Source organism: Streptomyces sp. NRRL S-1813, from assembly GCF_000719605.1.
Lineage (GTDB): Bacteria > Actinomycetota > Actinomycetes > Streptomycetales > Streptomycetaceae > Streptomyces > Streptomyces decoyicus.
Genome location: NZ_JOHB01000026.1, coordinates 58,124 through 81,911, shown reverse-complemented (window position 1 = coordinate 81,911; position 23,788 = coordinate 58,124). Strand labels below are relative to the sequence as shown.

Annotated in this window: 22 protein-coding genes; 9 read left to right on the top strand and 13 right to left on the bottom strand. The window is 68.8% G+C overall.

Annotated elements, in window-relative coordinates; all coding sequences use genetic code 11:
* Nucleotides 1-317 precede the first annotated feature (317 nt).
* From IF67_RS0129045 to IF67_RS0129025, 5 genes are all read right to left on the bottom strand, one after another.
* Nucleotides 318-1,460, bottom strand: a complete 1,143-nt coding sequence (locus IF67_RS0129045) for a pyridoxal-phosphate-dependent aminotransferase family protein (protein WP_030990642.1) — start codon at nt 1,458-1,460, stop codon at nt 318-320.
* 92 nt (nt 1,461-1,552) lie between these two features.
* Complete coding sequence (locus IF67_RS0129040; RefSeq protein ID WP_078889689.1) at nt 1,553-3,001, bottom strand: serine hydrolase domain-containing protein; 1,449 nt, start codon at nt 2,999-3,001, stop codon at nt 1,553-1,555.
* 10 nt (nt 3,002-3,011) lie between these two features.
* Nucleotides 3,012-3,218 (bottom strand): hypothetical protein, encoded by a 207-nt coding sequence (locus IF67_RS0129035; protein ID WP_030990638.1) that lies wholly within the window; start codon nt 3,216-3,218, stop codon nt 3,012-3,014.
* Between the two features lie 133 nt (nt 3,219-3,351).
* The gene (locus IF67_RS0129030; protein WP_037839992.1) at nt 3,352-4,458 is read right to left on the bottom strand and encodes a hypothetical protein; all 1,107 of its coding nucleotides are present in this window, start codon (nt 4,456-4,458) and stop codon (nt 3,352-3,354) included.
* Between the two features lie 137 nt (nt 4,459-4,595).
* Nucleotides 4,596-5,570, bottom strand: a complete 975-nt coding sequence (locus tag IF67_RS0129025; protein ID WP_030990632.1) for a GlxA family transcriptional regulator — start codon at nt 5,568-5,570, stop codon at nt 4,596-4,598.
* Nucleotides 5,571-5,714: 144 nt separating this feature from the next.
* Between IF67_RS0129025 and IF67_RS0129020 the strand changes: the two genes are divergently transcribed.
* Nucleotides 5,715-6,680 carry an NADP-dependent oxidoreductase gene (locus IF67_RS0129020; RefSeq protein WP_030990630.1) on the top strand — a complete coding sequence of 322 codons (966 nt, stop codon included), beginning with the start codon at nt 5,715-5,717 and terminating at the stop codon, nt 6,678-6,680.
* Nucleotides 6,681-6,686: 6 nt separating this feature from the next.
* Here the strand turns inward: IF67_RS0129020 and IF67_RS0129015 are convergent, their stop codons facing one another.
* Together IF67_RS0129015 and dnaB are read right to left on the bottom strand one after the other, a co-directional pair.
* Entirely contained in the window at nt 6,687-6,926 is a 240-nt protein-coding gene (locus tag IF67_RS0129015) for a hypothetical protein (protein WP_030990629.1), read from the bottom strand.
* A 7-nt stretch (nt 6,927-6,933) separates the two neighbouring features.
* Nucleotides 6,934-8,412 carry a replicative DNA helicase gene (gene dnaB, locus IF67_RS0129010; protein ID WP_078889688.1) on the bottom strand — a complete coding sequence of 493 codons (1,479 nt, stop codon included), beginning with the start codon at nt 8,410-8,412 and terminating at the stop codon, nt 6,934-6,936.
* 458 nt (nt 8,413-8,870) lie between these two features.
* On the opposite strand from dnaB, the gene IF67_RS0129005 reads away from it, so the two are divergent.
* Nucleotides 8,871-10,208, top strand: coding sequence for an MATE family efflux transporter (locus tag IF67_RS0129005; RefSeq protein WP_030990626.1), 1,338 nt, complete (start codon nt 8,871-8,873; stop codon nt 10,206-10,208).
* Between the two features lie 41 nt (nt 10,209-10,249).
* On the top strand, nt 10,250-11,119 hold the full coding sequence (locus tag IF67_RS0129000; protein ID WP_030990623.1) for a trypsin-like serine peptidase: 870 nt from the start codon (nt 10,250-10,252) through the stop codon (nt 11,117-11,119).
* A gap of 77 nt (nt 11,120-11,196) precedes the next feature.
* On the opposite strand, the gene rplI is transcribed toward IF67_RS0129000, so the two are convergent.
* The 4 genes from rplI to rpsF all read right to left on the bottom strand — a co-directional run bounded on the left by rplI (nt 11,197) and on the right by rpsF (nt 12,997).
* Nucleotides 11,197-11,643 (bottom strand): 50S ribosomal protein L9, encoded by a 447-nt coding sequence (gene rplI / locus IF67_RS0128995; protein WP_030075760.1) that lies wholly within the window; start codon nt 11,641-11,643, stop codon nt 11,197-11,199.
* 18 nt (nt 11,644-11,661) lie between these two features.
* A complete protein-coding gene (rpsR, locus tag IF67_RS0128990) occupies nt 11,662-11,898 on the bottom strand; it encodes a 30S ribosomal protein S18 (RefSeq protein ID WP_003978893.1) in 237 nt (78 codons plus the stop codon).
* A gap of 111 nt (nt 11,899-12,009) precedes the next feature.
* Nucleotides 12,010-12,624: a single-stranded DNA-binding protein gene (locus IF67_RS0128985; RefSeq protein WP_030990621.1), complete on the bottom strand. Its 615-nt coding sequence runs from the start codon at nt 12,622-12,624 to the stop codon at nt 12,010-12,012.
* Between the two features lie 82 nt (nt 12,625-12,706).
* Complete coding sequence (gene rpsF / locus IF67_RS0128980) at nt 12,707-12,997, bottom strand: 30S ribosomal protein S6 (RefSeq protein ID WP_006604399.1); 291 nt, start codon at nt 12,995-12,997, stop codon at nt 12,707-12,709.
* 229 nt (nt 12,998-13,226) lie between these two features.
* On the opposite strand from rpsF, the gene IF67_RS0128975 reads away from it, so the two are divergent.
* The 3 genes from IF67_RS0128975 to IF67_RS0128965 all read left to right on the top strand — a co-directional run bounded on the left by IF67_RS0128975 (nt 13,227) and on the right by IF67_RS0128965 (nt 15,881).
* Nucleotides 13,227-13,544 carry a hypothetical protein gene (locus tag IF67_RS0128975; RefSeq protein ID WP_030990619.1) on the top strand — a complete coding sequence of 106 codons (318 nt, stop codon included), beginning with the start codon at nt 13,227-13,229 and terminating at the stop codon, nt 13,542-13,544.
* Between the two features lie 123 nt (nt 13,545-13,667).
* On the top strand, nt 13,668-14,786 hold the full coding sequence (locus tag IF67_RS0128970; RefSeq protein WP_030075756.1) for a lipid II:glycine glycyltransferase FemX: 1,119 nt from the start codon (nt 13,668-13,670) through the stop codon (nt 14,784-14,786).
* A 63-nt stretch (nt 14,787-14,849) separates the two neighbouring features.
* Nucleotides 14,850-15,881, top strand: a complete 1,032-nt coding sequence (locus tag IF67_RS0128965) for an alanine racemase (protein ID WP_030990617.1) — start codon at nt 14,850-14,852, stop codon at nt 15,879-15,881.
* A 96-nt stretch (nt 15,882-15,977) separates the two neighbouring features.
* On the opposite strand, the gene IF67_RS0128960 is transcribed toward IF67_RS0128965, so the two are convergent.
* Both IF67_RS0128960 and IF67_RS0128955 read right to left on the bottom strand, forming a co-directional pair.
* Nucleotides 15,978-17,459 (bottom strand): glycosyltransferase family 87 protein, encoded by a 1,482-nt coding sequence (locus IF67_RS0128960; protein WP_030990615.1) that lies wholly within the window; start codon nt 17,457-17,459, stop codon nt 15,978-15,980.
* A 123-nt stretch (nt 17,460-17,582) separates the two neighbouring features.
* On the bottom strand, nt 17,583-20,249 hold the full coding sequence (locus IF67_RS0128955; RefSeq protein WP_234341388.1) for a transglycosylase domain-containing protein: 2,667 nt from the start codon (nt 20,247-20,249) through the stop codon (nt 17,583-17,585).
* Nucleotides 20,250-20,610: 361 nt separating this feature from the next.
* On the opposite strand from IF67_RS0128955, the gene IF67_RS0128950 reads away from it, so the two are divergent.
* From IF67_RS0128950 to IF67_RS0128940, 3 genes are all read left to right on the top strand, one after another.
* Entirely contained in the window at nt 20,611-21,291 is a 681-nt protein-coding gene (locus tag IF67_RS0128950; RefSeq protein WP_030990611.1) for a PadR family transcriptional regulator, read from the top strand.
* A 46-nt stretch (nt 21,292-21,337) separates the two neighbouring features.
* Nucleotides 21,338-22,420 carry an inositol-3-phosphate synthase gene (locus IF67_RS0128945; RefSeq protein WP_030990609.1) on the top strand — a complete coding sequence of 361 codons (1,083 nt, stop codon included), beginning with the start codon at nt 21,338-21,340 and terminating at the stop codon, nt 22,418-22,420.
* Nucleotides 22,421-22,498: 78 nt separating this feature from the next.
* The gene (locus IF67_RS0128940) at nt 22,499-23,758 is read left to right on the top strand and encodes an MFS transporter (RefSeq protein ID WP_030990607.1); all 1,260 of its coding nucleotides are present in this window, start codon (nt 22,499-22,501) and stop codon (nt 23,756-23,758) included.
* Nucleotides 23,759-23,788: the final 30 nt, after the last annotated feature.

Genomic DNA, 23,788 nt, shown 5'->3' with positions numbered 1-23,788 from the left:
CAGCCTGCCGCCGGGGCCCGGAGCACGCCACCGCACTGCTCCTGACGGACGACGGACGAGATCGTGGTCAGCCGCAATGCCGCCGGCGCTGCCTCTGCGGCCGTACGGCACCTCGTTCTCTCCTGCTTCCGCGGCAGCCAACTCCCCTGCATATAACGGAGGTTGCTGAACGCCGGGCTCCCGAGGGGCACACCCGCGGGCACAGGTGTTTCACGTGAAACGACGATGCCGCGCCCAGACACACGGGTGGGGTCGTGTTTCACGTGAAACACGACCCCACCACGACAACGCGCCCTACGGCCGGGCGCCGGCTCGCCTCAGCGTGCGGCCACCGCGTCCCATGCCGCGCCCGCCGCCAAGGCGGCACCCTCGGCATCCACGGACACCCCCAGCGCACGGAGCCCGCCCGCCAGTGCCACCAGCGAGGCCGTGACCACTGCCCGGTCAGCAGCCCGGCCATAGTGGTTCACCCGGATCATCTCCTTGGCCAGCGCTCCGGCCGCGGCCTGCACCGGCACCGCCGCGTCCACCGCGAGCGCGGCGGTCACGATCTCCCGGGCGTCCACTCCCTCGGGTGCACGGAGCGTCGTGGCCGCCGGCGCCGCGTCCTCGTCGCGCACAACGTAGGGAGCGAGCCCGCCCAGCGCCCGCGCACCGGCCCTGGTCGCCGCGGCCGCCGCCCGGTGCCGGGTGATGACCGCATCCAGCCCCTCGGCGTTCATCCGGTCCGCCGCCTGTTCCAGAGCGAGCATCTCCAGCTGCGCCGGGGCGTGCGGCAGTACCGTGCGGCCGCCGTCGATCCAGCGCTCCTTCCAGTCCAGCAGCGAGAGGTACGAGCGCCGCGGAGCCTGCTCATTGGCGGCGATTCGCTCCCACGCACGGGCGCTGACGGACGCCACCGACACCCCGGCAGGCCCGGCCATGGCCTTCTGCCCGCCGATCACACACAGGTCCACGCCCCACTCGTCGGTGAGCAGCGGCTCGGCGCCCACCGACGCAACCGCGTCCAACATCAGCAGCGCGCCGTGCTCGCGCACCACCGCACCGATCTCGGCGACGGGGTTGGTGTTGCCGGTGGCTGCCTCCGCGTGCACCAGGCTCACGAAGTCGATCTCGGGGTGCTCCCGCAAGGCGTCCGCCACCTGCCGCGGGTCGACCGCACCCGTGAACGGCGCGGTGACGGTGACCACCTCGGCGCCGCAGGAGCGCAGCCAGCCGCCGAAGGTCTCGCCGTACGGGCCGGTGATGATGTTGAGCGCGGTGCTGCCGGGCCGCACGGCGGAGCGGATACAGGCCTCCAGGGGCAGCAGCGCCTCGCCCTGCATCGCCACGACATCGCAGCGGGTGTGCATCAGGGCCGCGACCTTGTCCTCGATCCGCGCGAAGTGGGCCGCGGTGAGCGGAGTCAGGTCGAGCAGGTCCGGGGCGGCGTTCGCGGTCGGATCAGACACGGCAGTCACAGGGCCTTCCAGCGGTAGCGAGCCGACTCGGCGCGGCTCCTGACATCTGGTTCGACTGTACGTCCGCGGCCCGCGCCCCCGCCGTACGGGCCTCACACCCGCCAACCCTCCGGATCCACTCCACCCGGCACCGGTGCCGACGGTTCGTACGGTCCGCGGGTGAACACGAAGGTATGCAGATCGAGATGGCTGACCGACCCCTCCTCATCCCGCACCACCCGCAGCGTCTCGCCCGCGTAATAGCCGTCCAGCCCCGTCCATGTGCCGTCCTTCTCCGCCCGGAACCGCGAGGACCGCCCCGTCCCGGACAGCGGCGTGAGCTCCAGTCCGCGCCCGTCCCGCAGCCGCAGGATGTGCGGGTTCGCGCCCCAGTACCAGGGCCCGGTCAGCGCCAGCAGTTCCGGGTCCAGCGGCCCGGGCAGCGGATGCCAGGGCTCGGGGATCCGGGGCTCGTGCTCACTCACGATCCCGGTGAGATCGGCGGCGAGGGCGGCGACCGCCGGGCCCGAGGTGCAATTGGCGAGCACGACCCCGGCGATGTCCTCCTCGGCATCGGTCCACAGTGCCGCCAGAAAACCGGGCATCGAGCCGACATGCCCGGCCAGCAGCCGGCCTTCCCGCCGTACGAGCTGAACGCCCAGTCCGTACCCCGCGTCCCATGCGTTCGCCTCCGGCGGCACGGCCGGTGTCCGCATCTCGGCCAGGCTCGACGCGCTGAGCACCCGTCCGTCGCCCCGCAGCAGAAACGCCGCCCACCGGCACAGATCCTGGAGCGTCGACCACAACTGCCCCGCCGGGCCCATCAAGCCGGTGTCCTCGGCCGGCTCCGGCAGCACGGCGTCGGCCCACGGGTGGACCGCCCAGCCGCTCGCGTGCGGCCTCTCCGGCCGCAGCGTCGTACGCCCCATGCCCAGCGGTTCCAGCACCTCGTTCCGCAGCACCTCGTCCCACGGGCTACCGCCCCGCAGCCGTTCGACCAGCGCACCGAGCAGCGCATAGCCAGGGTTGGAGTAATGGTGGCGCCGTGCGGCGGGGAGCCGCTGCGGCCGCTCGTCGAAGAGATCGGCCTGCTCGGGCCGCAGTTCGCCCGCGGTCCGCTCCCACCACGGACCTCGGGTCTCGGCCGCCAGCCCCGAACTGTGCGCGAGCAGCTGGGCGATCGTCGCCTCGGGCACCGGCGACCCCTCCAGGTGCCTGCCGACCGGGTCCTCCAGCCGCAGCAGTCCCTCGTCCCGCAGCCTCAATACCAGCACCGCGACAAAGGTCTTGGTGAGCGAACCGATCCGGTACTGCACATCGTCGTGCGGTGCCTCCCCCTCCACCGATCCCCGGGAACCCGTCCACACCACTCGCCCCCCGCGGACGACCGCACCCGTCAGAGAGGGCGCCCGTCCCTCGGCCTGTCCGACCGCCAGCCGGTGCAGCAACGCCCTTCGGGTCTGCGGCAACAGCTCCGCGAACTCGTCGGACGCAGCGCCCGCCACCGGCCCGTGGCCGACCGGTCCGGACTCATGGGACTCCGTGGGCTGTGGGATGGTCATGGCACTCTCCTCAACGGCGAATCCGACGCGGCCGGGCCCTATCCTCGCCGCAGCACTCCAGCGCCGCCGCACCGATCACCGCGCCCAGTTCGGTCTGCTCGTCGTCCGGCAGCCGGCCCGCGGCGTGCACCATGTTCAGCGCAGACCGCAGCCGCACCCGGTCCCCCTCCGTTCCGAGGTATCCGAGATAAGCGGGGAGCGTCAGGGCCAGGGCCATGTGGTTATGTCCATGAGAACGGACAGCAGATGTTCACCGCTTCAGGAGGCACCGCTGTCTGGCGCTGTTCGATGGCGGCAGCACGGTCACCGGATAGGTCGGAGATGGGGCGTCGGCGCGTTCTGCCGACTGGCTAGAAGAAGCGGGTGCGCATGTGCTGCGTGAGGTTCTCGAGGATCTCGCGCAGCCACGGGCTGCGGACGGCCGGCAGCCGGACCAGGGTGTGCTGGAACGCTCCCGGGTCGGCCCGGAACCGGTGAGGGGGGCGCGGCGCGGGCGGGTCGTCGCGGAGGACGCCGTCGGGCATACCGCCCGACGCGGGGACGAACAGGTGCGGTTCGGGGAAGGCCAGCCACAGCCACACCCCGAACGGCAGCGGTACCGGGTATACCGAGGCGGCCGGGCCGGCCGGGGCCCAGGTCTCCCCCGTCTGTGGATGGGTCGGCACGAGGAGGATGTCTGCGTTCGTATCGGGGGCGGGCCGTCCCGGTCCCGCCAGGACGGCCCGCCGCGCCGGCTGACCTGCGGGCAGCAGGGCGTCGAGGGCGCGTTGGAACACTTCCGCGATCAGGCCGTCCGGGACGGTCACCGGCCGGCCTTCCGAGGCCGCCAGCAGGTGGGCGAGCGCCCGGCCGGCTGCCGCCTCCCACTGCGGGCTCCATGACCACCAGTGGTTCGGCCCCAGCCGCGATCCCCACGTGGCGATCGGCTCGAACGGGGGCGTGCCCTTCCCCTTCGCCGTCAGCTCCGCCCAGGAGAGCGGTGCGGCGTCGGCGTAGTCAACGGGGCGGCGGCGCACGGCGTCGGGGGCGAGCCACACCGCCTGCCAGAGCGAGCAGTCGTCGATCCTGCTCGCCACGGGCAGGCCGCACGCCTCGCAGGCCATGTTGAGGCCGTCGGCCCCGTCGAGGCCGCAGCAGTAGCCGCCGCCTTTCTCCGGGATCAGCAGGGTGCCGCGTGCATCTCCGGGTGCGATGACGATCGCGCCGGGCGCGCCGTCGGACAGGGCGTAGACCGGCGCATAGATGCCGCGGGACGCCGCCTCGTGGTGATCGATCTCCTCCCACGTCCGCCACGGCGGCCCCGAGGGCTCCGGGTCCACGGCGAACGTGCCCGACTCCATGAGCACCGGAAGCTGAATCCCGTTCCCATACTTCTGATGGGCGTGGACCGGCAGAGCGACCTGGGACAGCGGGGTGGTCAACCTGGCGCCGCACCCCACACACGCGAAAGCGAACAAAATGTCCTCCGCTGGGGAAAGAGGGGCATCGTCGCAGCTCGGCGGCGGCCGGCCAACGTGTTTTCCGTCCGCTGCATGAACGCGATTGTGGAGCTTCAAGCAGCCTGAAGGTCAAAGACCGCGATCCCCGCCGCTCTTCAGGCGGTCAGCTCGGCAGCGCTCCGGAACGTCCGCCGGTACACCTGCGGCGACACCCCCACGGCGCTGTGCAGATGCTGGCGTAGGGAGGTCCCGGTGCCGAAGCCCGCGTGATGGGCGACGAGGTCGATGGGCCAGTCCGTGGTTTCCAGCAGATGCCGGGCCCGTTCGATGCGCTGGCCGGCGAGCCACTGACCAGGGCTCATGCCGACCTCGTCGCGGAAGCGCCGGGTGAGGGTGCGCACGCTGACCCGGGCGTGTGCGGCGAGGGCGGTCAGGGTCAGCGGATCGCCGAGACGCTCCAGGGCCCATGCGCGGGTGGCCGCCGTGCCGCCCGTCGACGGTGCGGGGACGGGCAGCCGGATGAACTGGGCCTGGCCGCCGTCCCGCCAGGGCGGCACCACACACGCGCGGGCCACGTCATTGGCGACGGCGCTGCCGTGGTCACGGCGCACGATGTGCACACACACGTCGACACCGGCGGCGGCTCCGGCAGAGGTCAGCACATCGCCGTCGTCGACGAAGAGCACATTGGGGTCGACCCGTACGGTCGTGAAGAGGCGTTGCAGCTGCGCGGCCTCCCGCCAGTGGGTGGTGGCCGGCCGGTGATCGAGCATCCCGGCGGCGGCCAGTACGAACGCGCCGGTGCAGATGGCCACCATCCGGGTGCCGGGCCGGATGTACTCCAGCACCTTGCGCAGCTCATCGGGCAGCCGGCCGTCCTCGGCGATCGTGGCCAGCGCGCGGGACGGCGGGACGACGACGGTGTCCACACTCGCCAGGACGGAGGCGTCCTCGGCGACGGCGATCTCGTAGTCGGCCTCCGCGCGCACCGGGCGCCCGTCCGGACTACAGGTGACGACGGAGTAGAGCGGCTCCCCGGCGGCGCCGTGTGCGGCCCCGAAGATCCGCGCGGGGATAGCGAGCTCGAAAGGGACGACACCGTCCAGGGCGAGAACACCGACGCGATGCATGACCCGATTCTTTCAAACGTTGGCCATCAGGACACCGCCGGGCCCCCGGCCGCCACGGAAAGCTGACAGCACCCCCGGGAAACCCGCCCGACCAGCGTCGCGGATGCCCGGTCACCGCCGTAGGCACCGTACGAAGGAGACACCATGCCCGAGACCCGGACCCCGCAGATGCGAGCCGTCAGCCAGGACACCGCCGGAGGCCCCGACGTCCTCAAGATGATCACCACCGACCGTCCGGTGCCCGGCCCGACGGAGATCCTGGTCCGGGTGCACGCCGCGGGCGTCAACCCGACCGACTGGAAGTCGCGCTCCCAGGGCGCTTTCCTGACGGGCGCCAAGGCCCCGTTCACCCTGGGCTTCGATGTCTCGGGCGTGGTGGAGGCGGTCGGCCTCGGCGTGACCCTCTTCGCGCCGGGCGACAAGGTCTTCGGTATGCCCCGCTTCCCGCACCCCGCCGGGGCCTACGCCGAGTACGTCACCGCACCCGCCCGCCACTTCGCGCACCTCCCGGCCAGCCTGGATCACGTCCAGGGCGCCGCACTCCCGCTGGCCTCGCTGACTGCCTGGCAGGCCCTGGTCGACACCGCGCAGATCCAGCCCGGCGCGCGGGTGCTGATCCACGCGGCGGCGGGCGGAGTCGGCCATCTGGCCGTGCAGATCGCCAAGTCCCGTGGCGCGTACGTCATCGGCACCGCCCGGCAGGCCAAGCACGACTTCCTGCGCGGCCTGGGCGCCGATGAGCTCATCGACTACACCCAGCAGGATTTCGCGGAGGCGGTGCGCGACGTCGACGTCGTCCTCGACACCATCGGCGGCGACTACGGCGCCCGCTCACTGCGCACCCTGCGCACCGGCGGCACGCTGGTCTCGATCCTGCCGCTGGACGACGCCTTCCCGGCCGCGCAGGCGCGCGAGGCACAGGTCCGTGCGGAGTTCCTGCTCGTCGAGCCCGACCGGGCCGGACTACAGGCCGTCGCCGACCTGGTGGACAGCGGAAAGCTGCGGGTCGCCGTCGACACCGTCGTACCGCTTGAGGAGGCCGCAAAGGCGCACACCCTCGGCGAGACCGGCCGCACCACCGGCAAGATCGTGCTGGAGGTGGCGCCCTGACGGCGGTCACCGGCCGACGGGCCCGCCACCGGCCGTTCCCTCGCCATCGTCCGCGTCGGCCGGTGAGTCCTCACCGGCCGACGCGGACCACTGAGGGCCGGCGGAGTACATCACCTGGGGCGCGTCGAACTCCACGAAGCTGTCGACCGGCTGCATGCCGATGGATTCGAGGAGCCGGCGCGAGCGGACGCTGGCTTCCTGGGTGACGGCGACGGCCGAGGGATCGTTTGACGGGATGGCGGGCACGCCCCCCTCACGTCTGCGCCATGTCCACGAACCGTGAGTAGTGCCCCTGGAACGCGACCGTGATCGTCGCCGTGGGGCCGTTACGGTGCTTCGCCACGATCAGGTCGGCCTCGCCGGCCCGCGGGGACTCCTTCTCGTAGGCGTCCTCGCGGTGCAACAGGATGACCATGTCGGCGTCCTGCTCGATCGAACCGGATTCACGGAGGTCGGAGACCATCGGCTTCTTGTCCGTGCGCTGCTCGGGGCCACGGTTCAGCTGGGAGAGCGCGATGACCGGGAGCTCCAGCTCCTTCGCCAGCAGCTTGAGGTTTCGGGACATGTCCGAGACCTCCTGCTGGCGGCTCTCGGCGCGCTTCGAGCCGCCGGACTGCATCAGCTGGAGATAGTCGATGACCACCAGCTTCAGTTCGTTGCGCTGCTTGAGCCGACGGCACTTCGCACGGATCTCCATCATGGAGAGGTTCGGCGAATCGTCGATGTACAGCGGCGCGGCCGAGACGTCCGGCATCCGGCGCGCCAGCCGCGTCCAGTCCTCGTCCGTCATGCTGCCGGAGCGCATGTGATGCAGCGCGACCCGCGCCTCGGCGGACAGCAGACGCATCGCGATCTCATTGCGCCCCATTTCCAGCGAGAAGATCACGCTCGGCAGATTGCTCTTGATCGAGCAGGCCCGCGCGAAGTCCAGCGCAAGGGTCGACTTACCCATGGCGGGACGAGCCGCGATCACGATCATCTGGCCGGGGTGCAGGCCGTTCGTCAGGGAATCCAGGTCGGTGAAGCCCGTGGGCACGCCCGTCATCTGGCCCTGGCGTGAGCCGATCGCCTCGATCTCGTCGAGGGCGCCCTCCATGATGTCGCCGAGCGGAAGGTAGTCCTCGCTGGTCCGCTGCTCGGTGACGGCGTAGATCTCCGCCTGGGCGCTGTTGACGATCTCGTCGACATCGCCGTCCGCGGCGTATCCCATCTGCGTGATGCGGGTGCCGGCCTCGACGAGGCGGCGCAGCACCGCACGCTCATGGACGATCTCGGCGTAGTACTCGGCGTTCGCGGCGGTCGGTACGGACTGGACGAGGGTGTGCAGATACGAGGCGCCGCCGACCCGCGCGATCTCGCCGCGCTTGGTCAGCTCCGCGGCGATGGTGATCGGGTCGGCCGGCTCGCCCTTGGCGTACAGATCGAGAATCGCCTGGAAGACCAGCTCATGGGCGGGACGGTAGAAGTCCTCGCCTTTGAGGACCTCGACGACATCCGCGATCGCGTCCTTGGACAGCAGCATGCCGCCGAGCACGGACTGCTCGGCGTCCAGGTCCTGCGGGGGTACCCGCTCGAATCCGCCGTTCCAGGAGCCGCCGCCGTCGTCGTCGCGCTCCTGGCGGTCGCCGCGGCCGCGGCCCTTGCCCTCGCCTCGCCGGGAGCGCGCGGCCGGCAGCAGGTCGCTGGGACCGGAGTCCGCCCAGGGGTCTTCCATGGGCTCGGGAATGCTCACCCCGGCACCTCCTCCCGTCCGCGACGCGGACCTTGCTGTGCTGTTCTTTCTTACGGCACAGCTCTGACAATCGAGACGCCCGACTCCGGTTACGGCGCGTCGAGTTCGGACGATTTCTCAGGCCGGAACAGGCGGCGGGTGCCGGACCACGGTAGGCCCGTGGGCACCGTCCGCCAATCTGGTTATCCACAGGCCATGTGGATGACTGCCCTACAGCTGTGGAGAAGTCCCCGGATCCTGTGCACGGCCCGGGGGAAACTTCTGTGGACAAGCACACAATCGCCCCACCCCCACCGAGCTGACCTGCACCTTTCTCATCCATAGGCTGTGGGGGAGAAAAACTTTCACTTGCGTTTCAAGATCGCGACAAACGGCACAGGGGAGGCAACTCCGCACAGCGGAAAGTAAGGACTGCAAGGGGTTTGCATCTCTTACCTGTGGACGATTACATTGAGCGCATGACCCAGGCTCCCGCGACCCCGCGGCGCACCGACCGCCGCCATGACCGCGAGATCATCGCCCTGGCCCTGCCGGCGTTCGGTTCACTGGTCGCGGAACCACTCTTCGTCATGGTCGACAGCGCCGTCATCGGCCACCTCGGCACTCCCCAGCTCGCCGGCCTCGGTGTCGCCGCCGCCCTGCTCACCACCGCCGTCTCCGTCTTCGTCTTCCTTGCCTACGCCACCACCGCCGCGGTCGCCCGCAGGGTCGGCGCCGGCGATCTGCCCGCCGCCATCCGCCAGGGCATGGACGGCATCTGGCTCGCCCTGCTGCTCGGCGCCGCCGTCATCGCGACCGTACTGCCCACCGCCCCCTGGCTCGTCGAGGCCTTCGGTGCCTCCGGTACCGCTGCCCCGTACGCCACGACCTATCTGCGCATCAGCGCGCTCGGCATCCCCGCGATGCTCGTCGTACTGGCCGCGACCGGTGTGCTCCGCGGGCTCCAGGACACCAAGACCCCGCTCCATGTCGCCATCGGCGGCTTCTCCACCAACGCCGCACTCAACGTCGCCCTGGTCTACGGCGCCGGGCTCGGCATCGCGGGCTCCGCCTGGGGCACGGTCATCGCCCAGTGGGGTATGGCCGCGGTCTACCTCGTCGTGGTCATCCGCGGTGCGCGACGGCACGGCGCCTCACTGCGTCCCGACGCCGCGGGGATCCGTGCCTCGGCCCAGGCCGGGGTCCCGCTGCTGGTGCGTACGCTCTCGCTGCGCGCTGTGCTGATGATCGCCACCGCCGTCGCCGCCCGGCTCGGCGACGCCGAGGTCGCTGCCCACCAGATCGTGCTCACGCTGTGGTCCCTACTGGCCTTCGCGCTGGACGCGATAGCCATCGCCGGGCAGGCCATCATAGGCCGGTACCTCGGTGCGGAGGACCGCGACGGTGCCAGGGCCGCCTGCCGGCGCATGGTCCAGTGGGGCATCGCCTCCGGCCTGGTCCTCGGCGTGCTGGTCGCCCTCGCCCGCCCCTTGTTCATCCCGCTGTTCACCTCCGACCCCGCCGTGCAGGGCCCGCTGATGAGCACGCTCCTGGTCGTGGCCGTGACACAACCGGTCTCCGGGATCGTCTTCATCCTCGACGGCGTGCTCATGGGTGCGGGGGACGGGCCGTATCTCGCCCGGGCCATGGTGGTGACGCTGGCGCTGTTCGCTCCGGCCGCGCTGGCCGTACCTGTCCTCGGCGGCGGACTGGTCGCGCTGTGGTGGGCGATGGCGCTCATGATGACCGTCCGCATGCTGACCCTGTGGCTGCGCACCCGCTCGGGCCGATGGATTGTGACCGGGGCCTCTCGCTGAAGGACCTCCCGCAATACGCAACGGGTGCCGATAATGACCGTGTGCGCTCGTTTGCCAGGAAGTCCGTGCTGCCCCTGACGTTCGTCGTCAGCGTGGCCGCTGCCGTGGTGGGCTACTCCTCGGAGGAAGCCGATACGAGCAAAAGTGCCCTCAGCGGCCGCAGCAGCTTCGGCAAGTCCGGCGAGGCCGGCCAAGATCCGCAAGACCAGGACCCGGCCGCGACGGCCCCGGCCGACAACGGCAGTGCGTACACCCCGCGCAGAACCGAGCAGAACGCCCGGGTCGGCGCGGTCTTCGAGAAGGACGACACCGGCGAGCACTTCTGCACCGCGAGCGTGGTGCAGAGTCCGGGCCGGAACATGCTCATCACCGCGGCCCACTGTGCCTTCGATCCCGACGCCGAGACCACGGTCGACGATCTTGTCTTCGCGCCCGACTACCGCAACGGCAAAGAGCCCACCGGCCTGTGGAAGGTCAAGAAGGTGGTCATCGACGACCGCTGGGCCAAGTCGCAGGACGAGGACCTCGATATCGCCTTCCTCGTGCTCGACAAGAAGAACGGCAAGCAGATCCAGGACGTGCTGGGCGGCAACACGCTCGGCATCGACCGCGGCTTCGACAACGAGGTCAAGATCACCGGCTATCCGACCAGCCGTGACACCCCGATCTCCTGCCAGAACCGCACCACGAAGTACAGCAGCACCCAGCTCCGTATCAAGTGCAGCGACTTCGAGGGCGGTACGAGCGGCAGCCCCTGGCTGGCCGACTACGACCCGAGGAGCCACACCGGCACGGTCATCGGCGTTCTCGGCGGCCATGAAGGCGGCGGTGACGTGGACGATGTCTCCTACGCCGCGTACTTCGACGACGATGTCGTCAAGCTCTACAAGCGCGCCCAGGACGAGGACTGACAGCGGGCCTTCGGCACCCGGACACGACAAAGGGCCACATCCCGGACGGGATGCGGCCCTTTGTCGTGGTGCTGCGCTTACGCGGCGACGACCTCGACGCCGAGCTTCGCAACGACCTCGGCGTGCAGACGCACGGAGATCTGGTGCGCACCCAGGGTCTTGATCGGCGAACCGAGCTCGACACGACGCTTGTCGACGTCCGGACCACCGGCGGCCTTGATCGCCGAGGCGACGTCGGCCGGGGTGACGGAGCCGAACAGGCGGCCCGCGTCGCCGGCGCGAACGGCCAGCTTCACGTTGACGCCCTCGAGCCGGCCCTTGACCTCGTTGGCCTGCTCGATCGTGGCGATCTCGCGGATCTTGCGACCGCGGCGGATCTGCTCGACGTCCTTCTCGCCACCCTTGGTCCAGCGGATCGCGAAACCACGCGGGACCAGGTAGTTACGGGCGTACCCGTCCTTGACGTCAACGACGTCGCCAGCGGTGCCGAGGCCGGAGACCTCGTGGGTGAGGATGATCTTCATGATTCGGTCACCCTTCCCTTATCGCGCGGTGGACGTGTAGGGCAGCAGCGCCATCTCACGGCTGTTCTTCACAGCCGTGGCGACGTCACGCTGGTGCTGAGTGCAGTTGCCGGTGACCCGGCGGGCACGGATCTTGCCGCGGTCGGAAATGAACTTCCGCAGCAGGTTCGTGTCCTTGTAGTCGACGTAGGAGATCTTCTCCTTGCAGAACACGCAAACCTTCTTCTTAGGCTTGCGAGCAGGCGGCTTCGCCATTATCTCTCTCCAATGAGTTCAAGAAGTTTGTGCTGACGCCCTCAAGGCCCCTGGCCGCTTCGCTGCGCGGTTTCACGTGAAACCGCGCGGCATCGGGCCAGCTGTACGGACCTAGAAGGGCGGCTCGTCCGAGTAGCCACCGCCGGAGCTACCGCCCCAGCCACCGCCGCCACCCTGCTGACCGCCGCCGGAGCCGCCGGAGCCGCCGGAGCCGCCGGCAGGACCGTTGGTCGCCCACGGGTCGTCGGCGGGAGCACCGCCGCCGCCCTGCTGACCGCCGCCGGGGCCGCCGCCCCAGCCGCCGCCACCCTGGCCGCCGCCCTGCTGACCGCCGCCGAAGCCGCCGCCCTGGCCACCGCGACCGCTGGTCTTGGTGATCTTGGCTGTGGCGTTCTTCAGGCTCGCGCCGACTTCCTCGACGTCGAGCTCGTAGACCGTGCGCTTCACGCCCTCGCGGTCCTCGTAAGACCGCTGCTTGAGGCGGCCCTGGACGACCACGCGGGTACCCCGCGTCAGGGACTCGGCGACGTTTTCCGCCGCCTGACGCCACACCGAGCAGGTCAGGAACAGGCTCTCGCCGTCCTTCCACTCATTGGTCTGGCGGTCGAAAGTGCGGGGAGTGGACGCGACGCGGAACTTCGCGACCGCCGCACCGGACGGGGTGAAGCGCAGCTCGGGGTCGTCGACAAGATTGCCGACAACCGTGATGACGGTCTCGCCTGCCATTAGGGGAACCTCTCGGCGGGTGTGCTGCTGGCTGCTGGTGTTGCTGCTACTCGGACCCGGTTACCGCTGGGCGCTTGCGCGCTCAGTGGGTCTCGGGACGAAGGACCTTGGTCCGGAGGACCGACTCATTCAGGTTCATCTGACGGTCGAGCTCCTTGACGACCGCAGGCTCGGCCTGCAGGTCGATGACCGAGTAGATGCCCTCGGGCTTCTTCTTGATCTCGTAAGAGAGACGACGACGGCCCCAGGTGTCGACCTTCTCGACCTTTCCGTTGCCCTCACGGACGACGGAGAGGAAGTTCTCGATCAGCGGGGAGACAGCGCGCTCCTCGAGATCGGGGTCGAGGATGACCATCACCTCGTAGTGACGCATGTAGAACCCACCTCCTTTGGACTCAGCGGCCACGGTCGTTCCGTGGCAGGAGGGTCGTATGCGTTCCGCGCCGAGCCCGTCCGGGTCATCCGGGCAGACATGGGCGCAGACCGTACAGAGTACCTGCCTGAAGCCTTCCGGTTGAAATCCGCCCGGTGCACCCCTCAATCTGGAACACAACGGGTGTGAGCGGCGTTACAGTGCGCCGCCCTGTCATCGGAGGTGCCGCATGGCACAGGCAGCACGGACCCAGCGCAGTCTGCTCTCGCTTCTCAACAGCGACGGCAAGGCGCATCCCGTCGAGAACACCATCGCCATTGTGACCGTGGTCCTCGGCGCGATCGCCATCTTCACCACGCTCTCTCCCAGCCTGCACCTGATCAGCTCCTGGGTCGGCCTGATCGGAATCGGCACCGGCCTGTGGGGACAATTCATCTCGTCGACGACAGGCGAACGTTTCCTGTTGATCATCGGCCTCGGGGCAGCGGCTGTCGGCTTCTACCTCGGCCTGGCTCACGGCGGCCTCTTCGGCGGCCTTATCGGCTAGCCGATGCGGCATACGGGGCCCCGGCCCGTATGGCCCAGACGGGGCGCTCCGTGGTCACAGTAGGCTTCGGCGCGAGAGCCGGAGCCCCGACCGAGGGGACACACCTGCCGAGGAGCGCCCCGCATGAGCCTGACCCTGAGGACCATCAGCCGAGAGCAGCATCTGGCATACATCCAGAGTCTGCCCGCGGCCAGCCACATGCAGGTCCCCGCCTGGGCGGACGTCAAATCCGAATGGCGGGCGGAGAGCCTGGGCTGGTTCGACGCGAGCGGCGAGATGGTGGGCGCCGGCCTGGTGCTCTACCGACAGGTTCCCAAGGTCAAGCTCTACCTGGCGTACCTCCCGGAGGGGCCGGTCATCAACTGGCACTCGCCGAACCTGGAGGACTGGCTTCAGCCGATGCTGAAGCATCTCAAGCAGCAGGGTGCCTTCACCGTGAAGATGGGCCCGCCGGTGGTCATCCGCCGCTGGGACGCCCAGGCGATCAAGGCCGGCATCCAGAACCCCGACGTCAAGCGTCTGAGGGACGTCGAGGCGACGCACATCGAGCCGCGTGCCTTCGAGGTGGCGGACAAGCTGCGCCGTATGGGCTGGCAGCAGGGCGAGGACGGCGGCGCCGGCTTCGCCGACGTACAGCCCCGCTATGTCTTCCAGGTGCCGCTGGCCGACCGGTCGCTGGAGGAGGTCCACAAGGGCTTCAACCAACTGTGGCGCCGCAACATCAAGAAGGCCGAGAAGGCCGGCGTCGAGGTCGTCCAGGGCGGCTACGACGACCTGGCCGAATGGCAGCGCCTCTACGAGATCACCGCGGTCCGTGATCACTTCCGGCCGCGGCCGCTCGGCTACTTCCAGCGCATGTGGACGGCCCTCAACGCCGAGGATCCCAACCGCATGCGGCTGTACTTCGCGCGCCACGACGGCGTGAACCTTTCTGCGGCGACCATGCTCGTCGTCGGCGGGCACGTCTGGTACTCCTACGGCGCCTCGGACAACATCGGACGTGAGGTCCGTCCCTCGAACGCGATGCAGTGGCGGATGCTCCAGGACGCCTATGCGCTCGGCGCCACGGTCTACGACCTCCGCGGCATCAGCGACTCGCTGGACGAGAACGACCACCTTTTCGGCCTGATCCAGTTCAAGGTCGGCACAGGCGGGCAGGCAGCGGAGTACCTCGGCGAGTGGGACTTCCCGCTCAACAAGCTTCTGCACAAGGCGTTCGACATGTACATGGCGCGCCGCTGACCGCTTCACCGCACCGTCCGTACTCCTGACACACCAGCCACGAGAAAGGTTCCGGGCCCGGCCATGGCGCTCACCCTCTACGTCGACACCGCGCGCTGGCGGGCGCATCACCAGAGCGTTTTCCAGCAGTTCCCCGGGCTGGTCCCGGTCTGCAAGGGCAACGGTTACGGCTTCGGCCATGAGCGCCTCGCCGATGAAGCGACCCGCCTGGGCGCCGACATCCTCGCGGTCGGGACGACCTATGAAGCGGCCCGTATCAAGGACTTCTTCAGCGGCGACCTGCTCGTTCTGACACCGTTCCGCCACGGCGAGGAGCCGGTGCCGCTGCCCGACCGGGCGATCCGCTCGGTCTCCTCCGTCGAGGGCGTGGGCGGCCTGGTCGGCGCCCGGGTCGTCATCGAGGTCATGAGCAGCATGAAGCGCCATGGCGTCAAGCCGGAGGATCTGCCGAAGCTGGCCGCGGCCATCGAGGACATCCGGCTCGAGGGCTTCGCGCTGCACCTGCCGCTGGACCGCACCGACGGGTCCGACGCGGTCGAGGAGGTCATCGGCTGGATGGACCAGCTCCGCGCCGCCCGCCTCCCGCTGCACACCATGTTCGTCAGCCATCTCAAGGCCGATGAACTCGCCCGTCTCCAGCAGCAGTTCCCCCAGACACGGTTCCGCGCGCGGATCGGCACGCGGCTGTGGCTCGGCGACCACGACGCCACCGAGTACCGCGGCTCGGTGCTCGATGTCACCCGGGTCGCCAAGGGCGAGCGCTTCGGCTACCGCCAGCAGAAGGCGGCCTCCGACGGCTACTTGGTCGTGGTGGCCGGCGGCACCTCGCACGGTGTCGGCCTGGAGTCGCCCAAGGCACTGCACGGCGTGATGCCGCGCGCCAAGGGCGTGGCCCGGGCCGGCCTGGCAACTGTCAACCGCAATCTCGCGCCGTATGTGTGGGCCGGGAAGCAGCGCTGGTTCGCGGAGCCGCCGCACATGCAGGTGTCGATCCTGTTCGTGCCGGGAGACGCACCGCAGCCGCAGGTCGGTGAGGAGCTGGTGGCCCATCTGCGGCACACCACCACCCAGTTCGACCGCATCGTGGACCGCTGAACCGGCCGAGCGCCCGCTCGGACACACGCCAAGGGCCCGGTGCCGCAGAGAACGTCTGCGGCACCGGGCCCTTTGGCGCGGAGGGCAGGGGTCGGCTCATTCCCGTACGGCGCCCCAGCGCACCTGTGGCGCCCCCTCGAAGTGCACCGCGTGCCGGGGACGGTGCTGGGCCCGGCTGAGCACGAACACATCGGGGCTGCGGTCCAGGACTCCGCCCGAGGGGTCGTCGTCCCCGTCCCTGCGGACCACATCGCGCTCCGGCATCAGGATGTCCCGTACGACCACGGCGCACAGATAGAGCGTGCCCACGAGGTGCAGCACGATGGCCAGCTGGTAGCCCTCCAGCGGCAGGCCTTGGTGTTTGTCGCCGCTTCCCGTGTAGGCGAGGTACATCCAGATCCCCAGGAAGTACATGACCTCGCAGGCCTGCCAGATCAGGAAGTCCCGCCAGCGCGGCCGGGCCAGCGCGGCGAGCGGGGTCAGCCACAGGACGTACTGCGGCGAATAGACCTTGTTGGTGAGGATGAACAGCGCGACGACGAGGAAGGCCAGCTGCGCGAAGCGCGGACGGCGCGGCGCGTAGAGGGCCAGCAGGCCAATGGCGCCACAGCCCACGATCATCAGCAGCGCGGCGTAGGTATTGGCGTTCTCCAGGGGGTTACCGGTGCGCTGCGAGATCAGGAGCCAGATCGAACCGAAGTCGATGGGTCGCTCCTGGCTGAAGGTATAGAACTTCGCCCAGCCCTCCCGGATATGGAATCCCGCGGCATCGTGCGTGATCATCACCGGCAGGTTCACCACGAGCCAGGAGGCCGCAGCGCCGACCGCCGCCCTCCCGTACGCGCGCCAGGTTCCCGCGCGCCAGCACAGCACCAGCAAGGGGCCCAGCAACAGCACCGGATACAGCTTCGCCGCGGTAGCCAGGCCGATGAGGATGCCGGCCGCCAGCGGGCGACTGCGGGACCACATCAGCATCCCGGCGGCCGTCAGGGCGATCGCCAGCAGATCCCAGTTGATGGTGGCGGTCAGGGCGGCGGCCGGTGCCAGGGCGACCAGGAGGCCGTCCCAGGGGCGCCGCCGGTGGGTGCGGGTCACACACACCGCGATGACAGCGGCGCAGATCATCAGCATGCCGGCGTTGACCAGCCAGTAGATCTGTTCGCGGTGCTGGATTCCCCCGGCGTGCGGTGTCATCCAGGAGGCGACCTCCATGAAGACGCCGGTGAGCACGGGGTATTCGAGATACTCCATATCGCCGGGCAACCGGTCGAAATAGGGGATCAGCCCATCGGCAAAGCCCCGCCCCGCATAGAGATGGGGAATGTCCGAGTAGCAGGCGTGGGTGTACTGGCTCGTGGCGCCGAAGAACCAGCCACCGTTGTAGCAGGGCAGCTTCTGCACCATGCCCAGCGCGAACATGCCGATGGCGATGAGCGCGATGATCCGCACCGGCGTCAGCCAATGCGTCCCGAGCAGTGCGCGTCGGCCGATCGGCCCGCCGATCAGCTCGCTGCCGGCCGCCCCCACCTCATCCCGCCTGGTCGGCCGTACCGACTCGTCCCGTCGCACGCTCGTCATGGGCCCATCCTGCCGTACGCCCCTGTCCAGAAGACGGCGAAGCCCCCGCCCGGTCGAGCCGGTCGGGGGCTTCGTGGCCCCGTGTTTCACGTGAAACATTCAGCGTTTCACGTGAAACGGCCGTCAGCCGCTGGGGCCGCCGAACAGGCCGCCACCGCCGTTCGCATCCGTCGGATCAGGTGTCGGACTCGTCCCACCGGTGTCACCGCCCGGTCCACCCGGTCCACCCGGTCCTCCACCGTTAGCTCCGCCGTTACTCGTCCCCCCGCTGTTCCTGCAGTTGACGTCCCAGGGAGAACAGGTGTCTGTCGGGGTCGGGCTGGGAGAGTTCGTCGGGGAAGCGGAATCGCTCGGCGTCTCCGACGGAGACTCCGACGGGGAGTCCGACGGCGTGGGCGTCGGCGTCGGCGTCGGCATACCTGCCTCGTCCACCTTCTGCCCGATGGGCGTAGCGGGCTGGAAGGTCTCCGGCGTAACGCCCTTCATCGCCTGGAGCATGTACTCGGTCCACACCTCGGTGGGCAGTGCGCCACCGTGGATCGAGTCGAAGCCACCGACACCGTTCATGGACAGCTGACGCGGATTCCCTGCGTCCTCACGGAACATCGTGACGGCAGTCGACAGCTGCTTGGTGTAGCCGACGAACCAGGCCGACTTGTTCTCGTCGGTGGTGCCGGTCTTGCCCGCTGCCGGCATGTTCAGCCGATTGGCCAGCTTGCCCGTACCGTTCTTGATGACGTTCTGTAGCACCTTGGTCACGTTGTTGGCGACGTTGGGTTCCATCGCCGTCTCCTGCTTGGGCTTGTCGAAGCCCGTCAGGTCTTCACCCTGGAACGTCACCTTGGTCACCGAATAGGGCTCCACCTTCGTTCCCGACTGGGCGAAGGTCGCATAGGCATCGGCCATACGAATCGCGCTCGGCGTGGAGGTGCCCAGCGCAAAGGACGGGTTCAGGTTCTTGTCGAAGCTGGCCGGCGAGATACCAGCAGCCTCCGCCATGTCGCGGACCTTGCTCATCCCGACATCCATGCCGAGCTGCACGAACGGCGTGTTGACCGACTGTTCCATCGCCTTGGTCAAGGGGATGTAGCCCCAGGGATGGTTGCTCTCGTTTTCCTGGAAGAAGGGCGTGTTGTCCCGCTTCATAACGAAGTGACCTTCGGCGTCCTTCACCTTGAGGTGGTCATCGCCGTTGTAGCGGCTGTCCGGCGAGAGCGGGCCGCCGCTACGGGCCGTTCCGTGCTCCATCGCCGCTGCGAGCACGAACGGCTTCCAGGTCGAGCCGACCGGTACACCGAAGGTGTCGGCGTTGTTGCTGAAGTGCCCCTTGTCGTAGCCCTCACCGCCGTACAGGGCGACGATCTTGCCGTCTCCCGGCACCACGGAGGCGCCACCGAACTGGACGTATTTGTCCTTTGCGCGCTTTTCCGGGTCGATGTACCGCTTGTTGACCTTCTTGACCGCGCCCTCGAGCTGAGTGGTCTTCTTCGCGTCGAAGGTCGTCCGGATCGTGTAGCCGCCCTTGTCGAACTGCGCCTCGCTGAGACCCGCGTGCTTCAGCACGTACTTCTTCGCGGTGTCCATCATGTAGCCGATCTGGCCACCCTTGCTGGCCACCGGCTTCGGCAGATGCGGCTTGGGGAAGCGGCCCCGGTACTTCTCCCGCTGCGTCTTCGACAACAGGTGGTTCTCGACCTCCCGGTCGAGGATCCAGGACCACCGTGCCTCGGCACGCTTGGTGTTCGCCGCCCGCGTGGCTCCCGGGCTGGTGCCGCCCGCCGGGTCGTACAGGTCCGCGCCCTTAAGCACGGTGGCCAGGAAGGCGCTCTGATTCGCATCCAGCTTCTCGGCGTCGATTCCGTAGTACGCCTGAGCCGCTGCCTGGATCCCGTAAGCCCCACGGCCGTAGTAACTGGTGTTCAGATAGCCCTGAAGGATCTGCTCCTTGTTCTTCGACCAGCCGACCTTGATCGCGATGAACAGCTCCTTGAACTTGCGGTCAAGGGTCTGCTGCTGGCTCAGCATGGCGTTCTTCACGTACTGCTGGGTGATGGTCGAGCCGCCCTGGGTCGAGCCGCCCTTCGCCATGTTGAACACGGCACGCGCGATGCCCATCGGGTCCACGCCCGAGTCCGTTCGGAACGACGCATTCTCCGCAGCGATGGCCGCATTCTGCATCGAGCGCGGAATCTCGTTGATCGTGACGTTCTGCCGGTTCGTCTCACCGTCACGCGCCATGACCTTGCCGTTGGACCAGAGGTAGACGTTGTTCTGCGACTTGGCGGCGTCACTCTCGCTGGGCACGTTCACCAGGGCCAGCGCGACGCCGGAGGCGCCCACGATCAGCCCTATGAAACCGACGCACAGGGTGGTGACCTGTTTCCAGGACGGCACAAAGCGCCGCCACCCGACACGGTTGGCACGCGGATAGTCGATCAGACGCTTCTTGGCCGGCGTCCCGCCGCCACGACCGCGACCGCGGCCCCCCTCGGGGCCACCGCCACCACCGCCGCGCCGGCCTCCACCGCCACGGCCACCGGCGCCGCCTCCGGCAGCCGCTCCGGACGCCTCGGACGCCCGTCGGCGGCCGCTGCGCTGGGAAGCTCTGCGGGCCTCGGCGCGCCCTCCTTGCCGCGGCTCATGACCGGTCGGCTCGGAGTGCGAGGCAGGATTGGCTGCGGAGCCACGCGAAGAGGCGGTTCGACGCCCCGGTGGCTGCTGTGCGGCGCGTCGGGCCGCGGCACGTCCGCCACCCTGCGGCTGTGGCGGTTTGCGACGGTGCTCGCTCATGGAACGAATACTCCTCGGGCAGGCGCGCTATCTCGTCGCCTGAAGGCGGCAGTTGTCTTCAGGTCCCCCCGATGCACGACTCGCTCCTGAGGCGCGAGCCGCACTACACCGAGGACAGGGACGCCAGATATTGGCCCACGGTTCCCGGCAGTCTGCATGCCGCACAGACTACGCACGGCCAAAACCTGCCCAGTGTTGAAATTCACTCCAAATCAGTCAGGTTGATGAGAACGATTCGGTGATGTGATGCCGTTCACCGTGCCCCCTCTTGTTCCACCCAGTCGACCGATCTATCGTCTGGATGTATCGAGTCGATACATCAGCACGGCATAAAGAACGCACAGGACCCAGGAGGCGGAGGATGAGCAGACGTTCCGGCATCCTCGAGTTCGCCGTCCTCGGCCTGCTCCGCGAGTCCCCGATGCACGGCTATGAGCTGCGAAAACGGCTCAATACCTCGCTCGGGGTCTTCCGTGCGTTCAGCTATGGCACCCTCTACCCCTGCCTCAAGGCGCTGGTCGCGAGCGGCTGGCTCATCGAGGAGACGGACGGCTCCCCGGAGGACGTACCCCCCGCGGCGCTGACGGGTCGCCGAGCCAAGATCGTCTACCGATTGACCTCAGCGGGCAAAGAACACTTCGAAGAACTGCTCGCCCACTCCGGACCGGATGCGTGGGAGGACGAGCACTTCGGCGTCCGCTTCGCGTTTTTCGGCCAGACGTCGCGCGACGTACGGATGCGTGTGCTGGAGGGCCGCCGCAGCCGGCTGGAGGAGCGCCTCGAGAGGATGCGTACCTCCTTGGCCAGGTCCCGCGAGCGGCTGGACGACTACACCCTCGAACTACAGCGGCACGGCATGGAGTCCGTGGAGCGCGAAGTGCGTTGGTTGAACGAGCTCATCGAGAGTGAGCGCGCCGGGCGCGATCAGCGCCCACCAGGTCCCGCAGCACAGGACAAGAAGAACCAGTCAGGAGATACGGGCGGCCTGCCCCGGCACCGGGGTGGTTCCCGGCCGGATCCGTCCGATGACACCACCACATGAGGCTCTGCTGTGCAGGCCCTCATCGAGAACACAGGGAGCAACCGGAATGGGTTCGGTTCGCGTAGCCATCGTCGGCGTGGGCAACTGCGCCGCCTCGCTGGTACAGGGCGTCGAGTACTACAAGGACGCCGACCCGAAGAGCCGCGTGCCCGGTCTCATGCACGTGCAGTTCGGCGACTATCACGTGCGTGACATCGAGTTCGTGGCGGCATTCGACGTCGATGCCAAGAAGGTCGGGCTCGACCTCGCGGATGCCATCGGCGCCAGCGAGAACAACACCATCAAGATCTGCGACGTGCCCAACGCGGGTGTGACGGTCCAGCGTGGCCACACCCTCGACGGCCTGGGCAAGTACTACCGCCAGACCATCGAGGAGTCCCCCGAAGCCCCGGTCGACATCGTCCAGGTCCTCAAGGACAAGCAGATCGACGTCCTGGTCTGCTACCTACCGGTCGGCTCCGAGGACGCTGCGAAGTACTACGCCCAGTGCGCCATCGACGCCAAGGTCGCGTTCGTCAACGCCCTCCCGGTCTTCATCGCCGGCACCAAGGAGTGGGCGGACAAGTTCACCGAGGCCGGTGTCCCGATCGTCGGGGACGACATCAAGTCGCAGGTCGGCGCCACGATCACGCACCGCGTGATGGCCAAGCTCTTCGAGGACCGGGGCGTCACCCTGGACCGCACGATGCAGCTGAACGTCGGCGGCAACATGGACTTCAAGAACATGCTCGAGCGCGAGCGCCTGGAGTCCAAGAAGATCTCCAAGACGCAGGCGGTCACGTCCCAGATCCGCGACCGCGAGATGGGCGAGGACAACGTCCACATCGGCCCCTCGGACTATGTGGCCTGGCTGGACGACCGCAAGTGGGCCTATGTCCGCCTCGAGGGACGCGCCTTCGGTGATGTCCCGCTGAACCTGGAGTACAAGCTCGAGGTCTGGGACTCCCCGAACTCCGCGGGTGTCATCATCGACGCCCTGCGCGCCGCGAAGATCGCCAAGGACCGGGGCATCGGCGGCCCGATCCTCTCCGCGTCCTCGTACTTCATGAAGTCCCCGCCGGTGCAGTACTTCGACGACGAGGCACGGGAGAACGTCGAGAAGTTCATCAGCGGCGAAGTCGAGCGCTGAGACGCCCGACTTACCGCCCCTGCGCAGGCCCCCGGGTATTCCACCCGGGGGCCTGCGGGCTGTGTGAGGCTGTGCCCCATGCATGCTGTGCGCGACCTGCGCGTCCTCCTCCGGCTGCGCGACTTCCGTTCGCTCCTTGCCGCACGGCTCCTGTCCCAGGGGGCCGACGGAGTGTTCCAGGTCGCGCTCGCCACCTTCGTCGTCTTCTCGCCCGAGAAGCAGACCTCGCCCGCGGCCATCGCCTCCGCCATGGCGATCCTGTTGCTCCCGTACTCCCTCCTCGGGCCGTTCACCGGCGTGCTGCTCGACCGCTGGCGGCGCCGTCAGGTCCTGCTCTACGGCAATCTGCTGCGCACCCTGCTGGCCATGGGGACGGCGGCACTGATCGTGTCGAAGGTCCCCGACTGGCTCTTCTACGCCTCGGCCCTGGCCGTGACCGCAGTGAACCGCTTCGTCCTGGCCGGGCTCTCCGCCGCGCTGCCGCGCGTGGTCGACGGTGAACAGCAGCTGGTCATGGCCAACTCCCTGACCCCCACGGCCGGAACGCTCGCCGCGACGGCCGGCGGCGGGCTCGCCTTCGCCGTCCGGCTGGCCGGCTCGGATGTGGACGCGTATGTCGTGCTGCTCGCCGCGGCCCTCTATTTCTGTTCGGCTCTCACCGCCCTGCGCATGGCACCGCAGCTGCTCGGCCCCGACCCTGCAGGCCTCCAACCGCACCTCCGGGAAGCCCTGTTGAGCACGGTGCGAGGGCTGGTGGACGGGCTGCGCCACCTCGCCGAGCAGCGCACCCCGGCTCGCGCACTGATCGCGATGACCGTGATCCGTTTCTGCTACGGAGCCCTGACGGTCATGGTGCTGATGCTGTGCCGGTACCTCTGGTCCGGCACCGAGTCGGAGGGCTTGGCCTTGCTCGGCATCACCGTCGGGGTGTCAGGAGCGGGCTTCTTCGCGGCCGCTGTGGTCACGCCCTGGGCCGTCGGGCGGCTCACCGCGTTCGGCTGGATCGCCTGCTGTGCCGCGATAGGCGCCGTGTTGCTGCCGTCTCTCGGGCTGTTCTTCACGCCGGGTCCGATGCTGGCCGCCGCGTTCGTACTCGGCCTCGGCACCCAAGGGACCAAGATCTCCACCGACACCATCGTCCAGTCGTCGGTCGACGACGCCTTCCGCGGCCGGATCTTCGCCATCTACGACGTGCTCTTCAATATCGCCTTCGTCGGTGCCGCCGCGGTCGCTGCCCTCATGCTGCCACCGGATGGAAGATCAGCCGCTCTGCTCGGCGTCGTGACCGTGCTCTATGCGGTCACCGTCGCGGCAGTTCTCCGCTGGGGACGTGGCTAGACGCCTCGTGACGCCCAGGCCCTGCGACGC

Bases quoted from the DNA above. Each gene is read 5' to 3' on its own strand.
- rplI (WP_030075760.1), bottom strand. From the start codon at position 11,643: ATGAAGATCATCCTCACCCACGAGGTCTCCGGCCTCGGCACCGCTGGC.
- IF67_RS0129005 (WP_030990626.1), top strand. From the start codon at position 8,871: ATGACCCAGGCTCCCGCGACCCCGCGGCGCACCGACCGCCGCCATGAC.
- IF67_RS0128965 (WP_030990617.1), top strand. From the start codon at position 14,850: ATGGCGCTCACCCTCTACGTCGACACCGCGCGCTGGCGGGCGCATCAC.
- IF67_RS0129025 (WP_030990632.1), bottom strand. From the start codon at position 5,570: ATGCATCGCGTCGGTGTTCTCGCCCTGGACGGTGTCGTCCCTTTCGAG.
- IF67_RS0128970 (WP_030075756.1), top strand. From the start codon at position 13,668: ATGAGCCTGACCCTGAGGACCATCAGCCGAGAGCAGCATCTGGCATAC.
- IF67_RS0128940 (WP_030990607.1), top strand. From the start codon at position 22,499: ATGCATGCTGTGCGCGACCTGCGCGTCCTCCTCCGGCTGCGCGACTTC.
- rpsF (WP_006604399.1), bottom strand. From the start codon at position 12,997: ATGCGTCACTACGAGGTGATGGTCATCCTCGACCCCGATCTCGAGGAG.
- rpsR (WP_003978893.1), bottom strand. From the start codon at position 11,898: ATGGCGAAGCCGCCTGCTCGCAAGCCTAAGAAGAAGGTTTGCGTGTTC.
- IF67_RS0129035 (WP_030990638.1), bottom strand. From the start codon at position 3,218: ATGGCCCTGGCCCTGACGCTCCCCGCTTATCTCGGATACCTCGGAACG.
- IF67_RS0129020 (WP_030990630.1), top strand. From the start codon at position 5,715: ATGCCCGAGACCCGGACCCCGCAGATGCGAGCCGTCAGCCAGGACACC.
- IF67_RS0128985 (WP_030990621.1), bottom strand. From the start codon at position 12,624: ATGGCAGGCGAGACCGTCATCACGGTTGTCGGCAATCTTGTCGACGAC.
- IF67_RS0128955 (WP_234341388.1), bottom strand. From the start codon at position 20,249: ATGAGCGAGCACCGTCGCAAACCGCCACAGCCGCAGGGTGGCGGACGT.
- IF67_RS0129040 (WP_078889689.1), bottom strand. From the start codon at position 3,001: ATGACCATCCCACAGCCCACGGAGTCCCATGAGTCCGGACCGGTCGGC.
- IF67_RS0128960 (WP_030990615.1), bottom strand. From the start codon at position 17,459: ATGACGAGCGTGCGACGGGACGAGTCGGTACGGCCGACCAGGCGGGAT.
- IF67_RS0128975 (WP_030990619.1), top strand. From the start codon at position 13,227: ATGGCACAGGCAGCACGGACCCAGCGCAGTCTGCTCTCGCTTCTCAAC.
- IF67_RS0128950 (WP_030990611.1), top strand. From the start codon at position 20,611: ATGAGCAGACGTTCCGGCATCCTCGAGTTCGCCGTCCTCGGCCTGCTC.
- IF67_RS0128945 (WP_030990609.1), top strand. From the start codon at position 21,338: ATGGGTTCGGTTCGCGTAGCCATCGTCGGCGTGGGCAACTGCGCCGCC.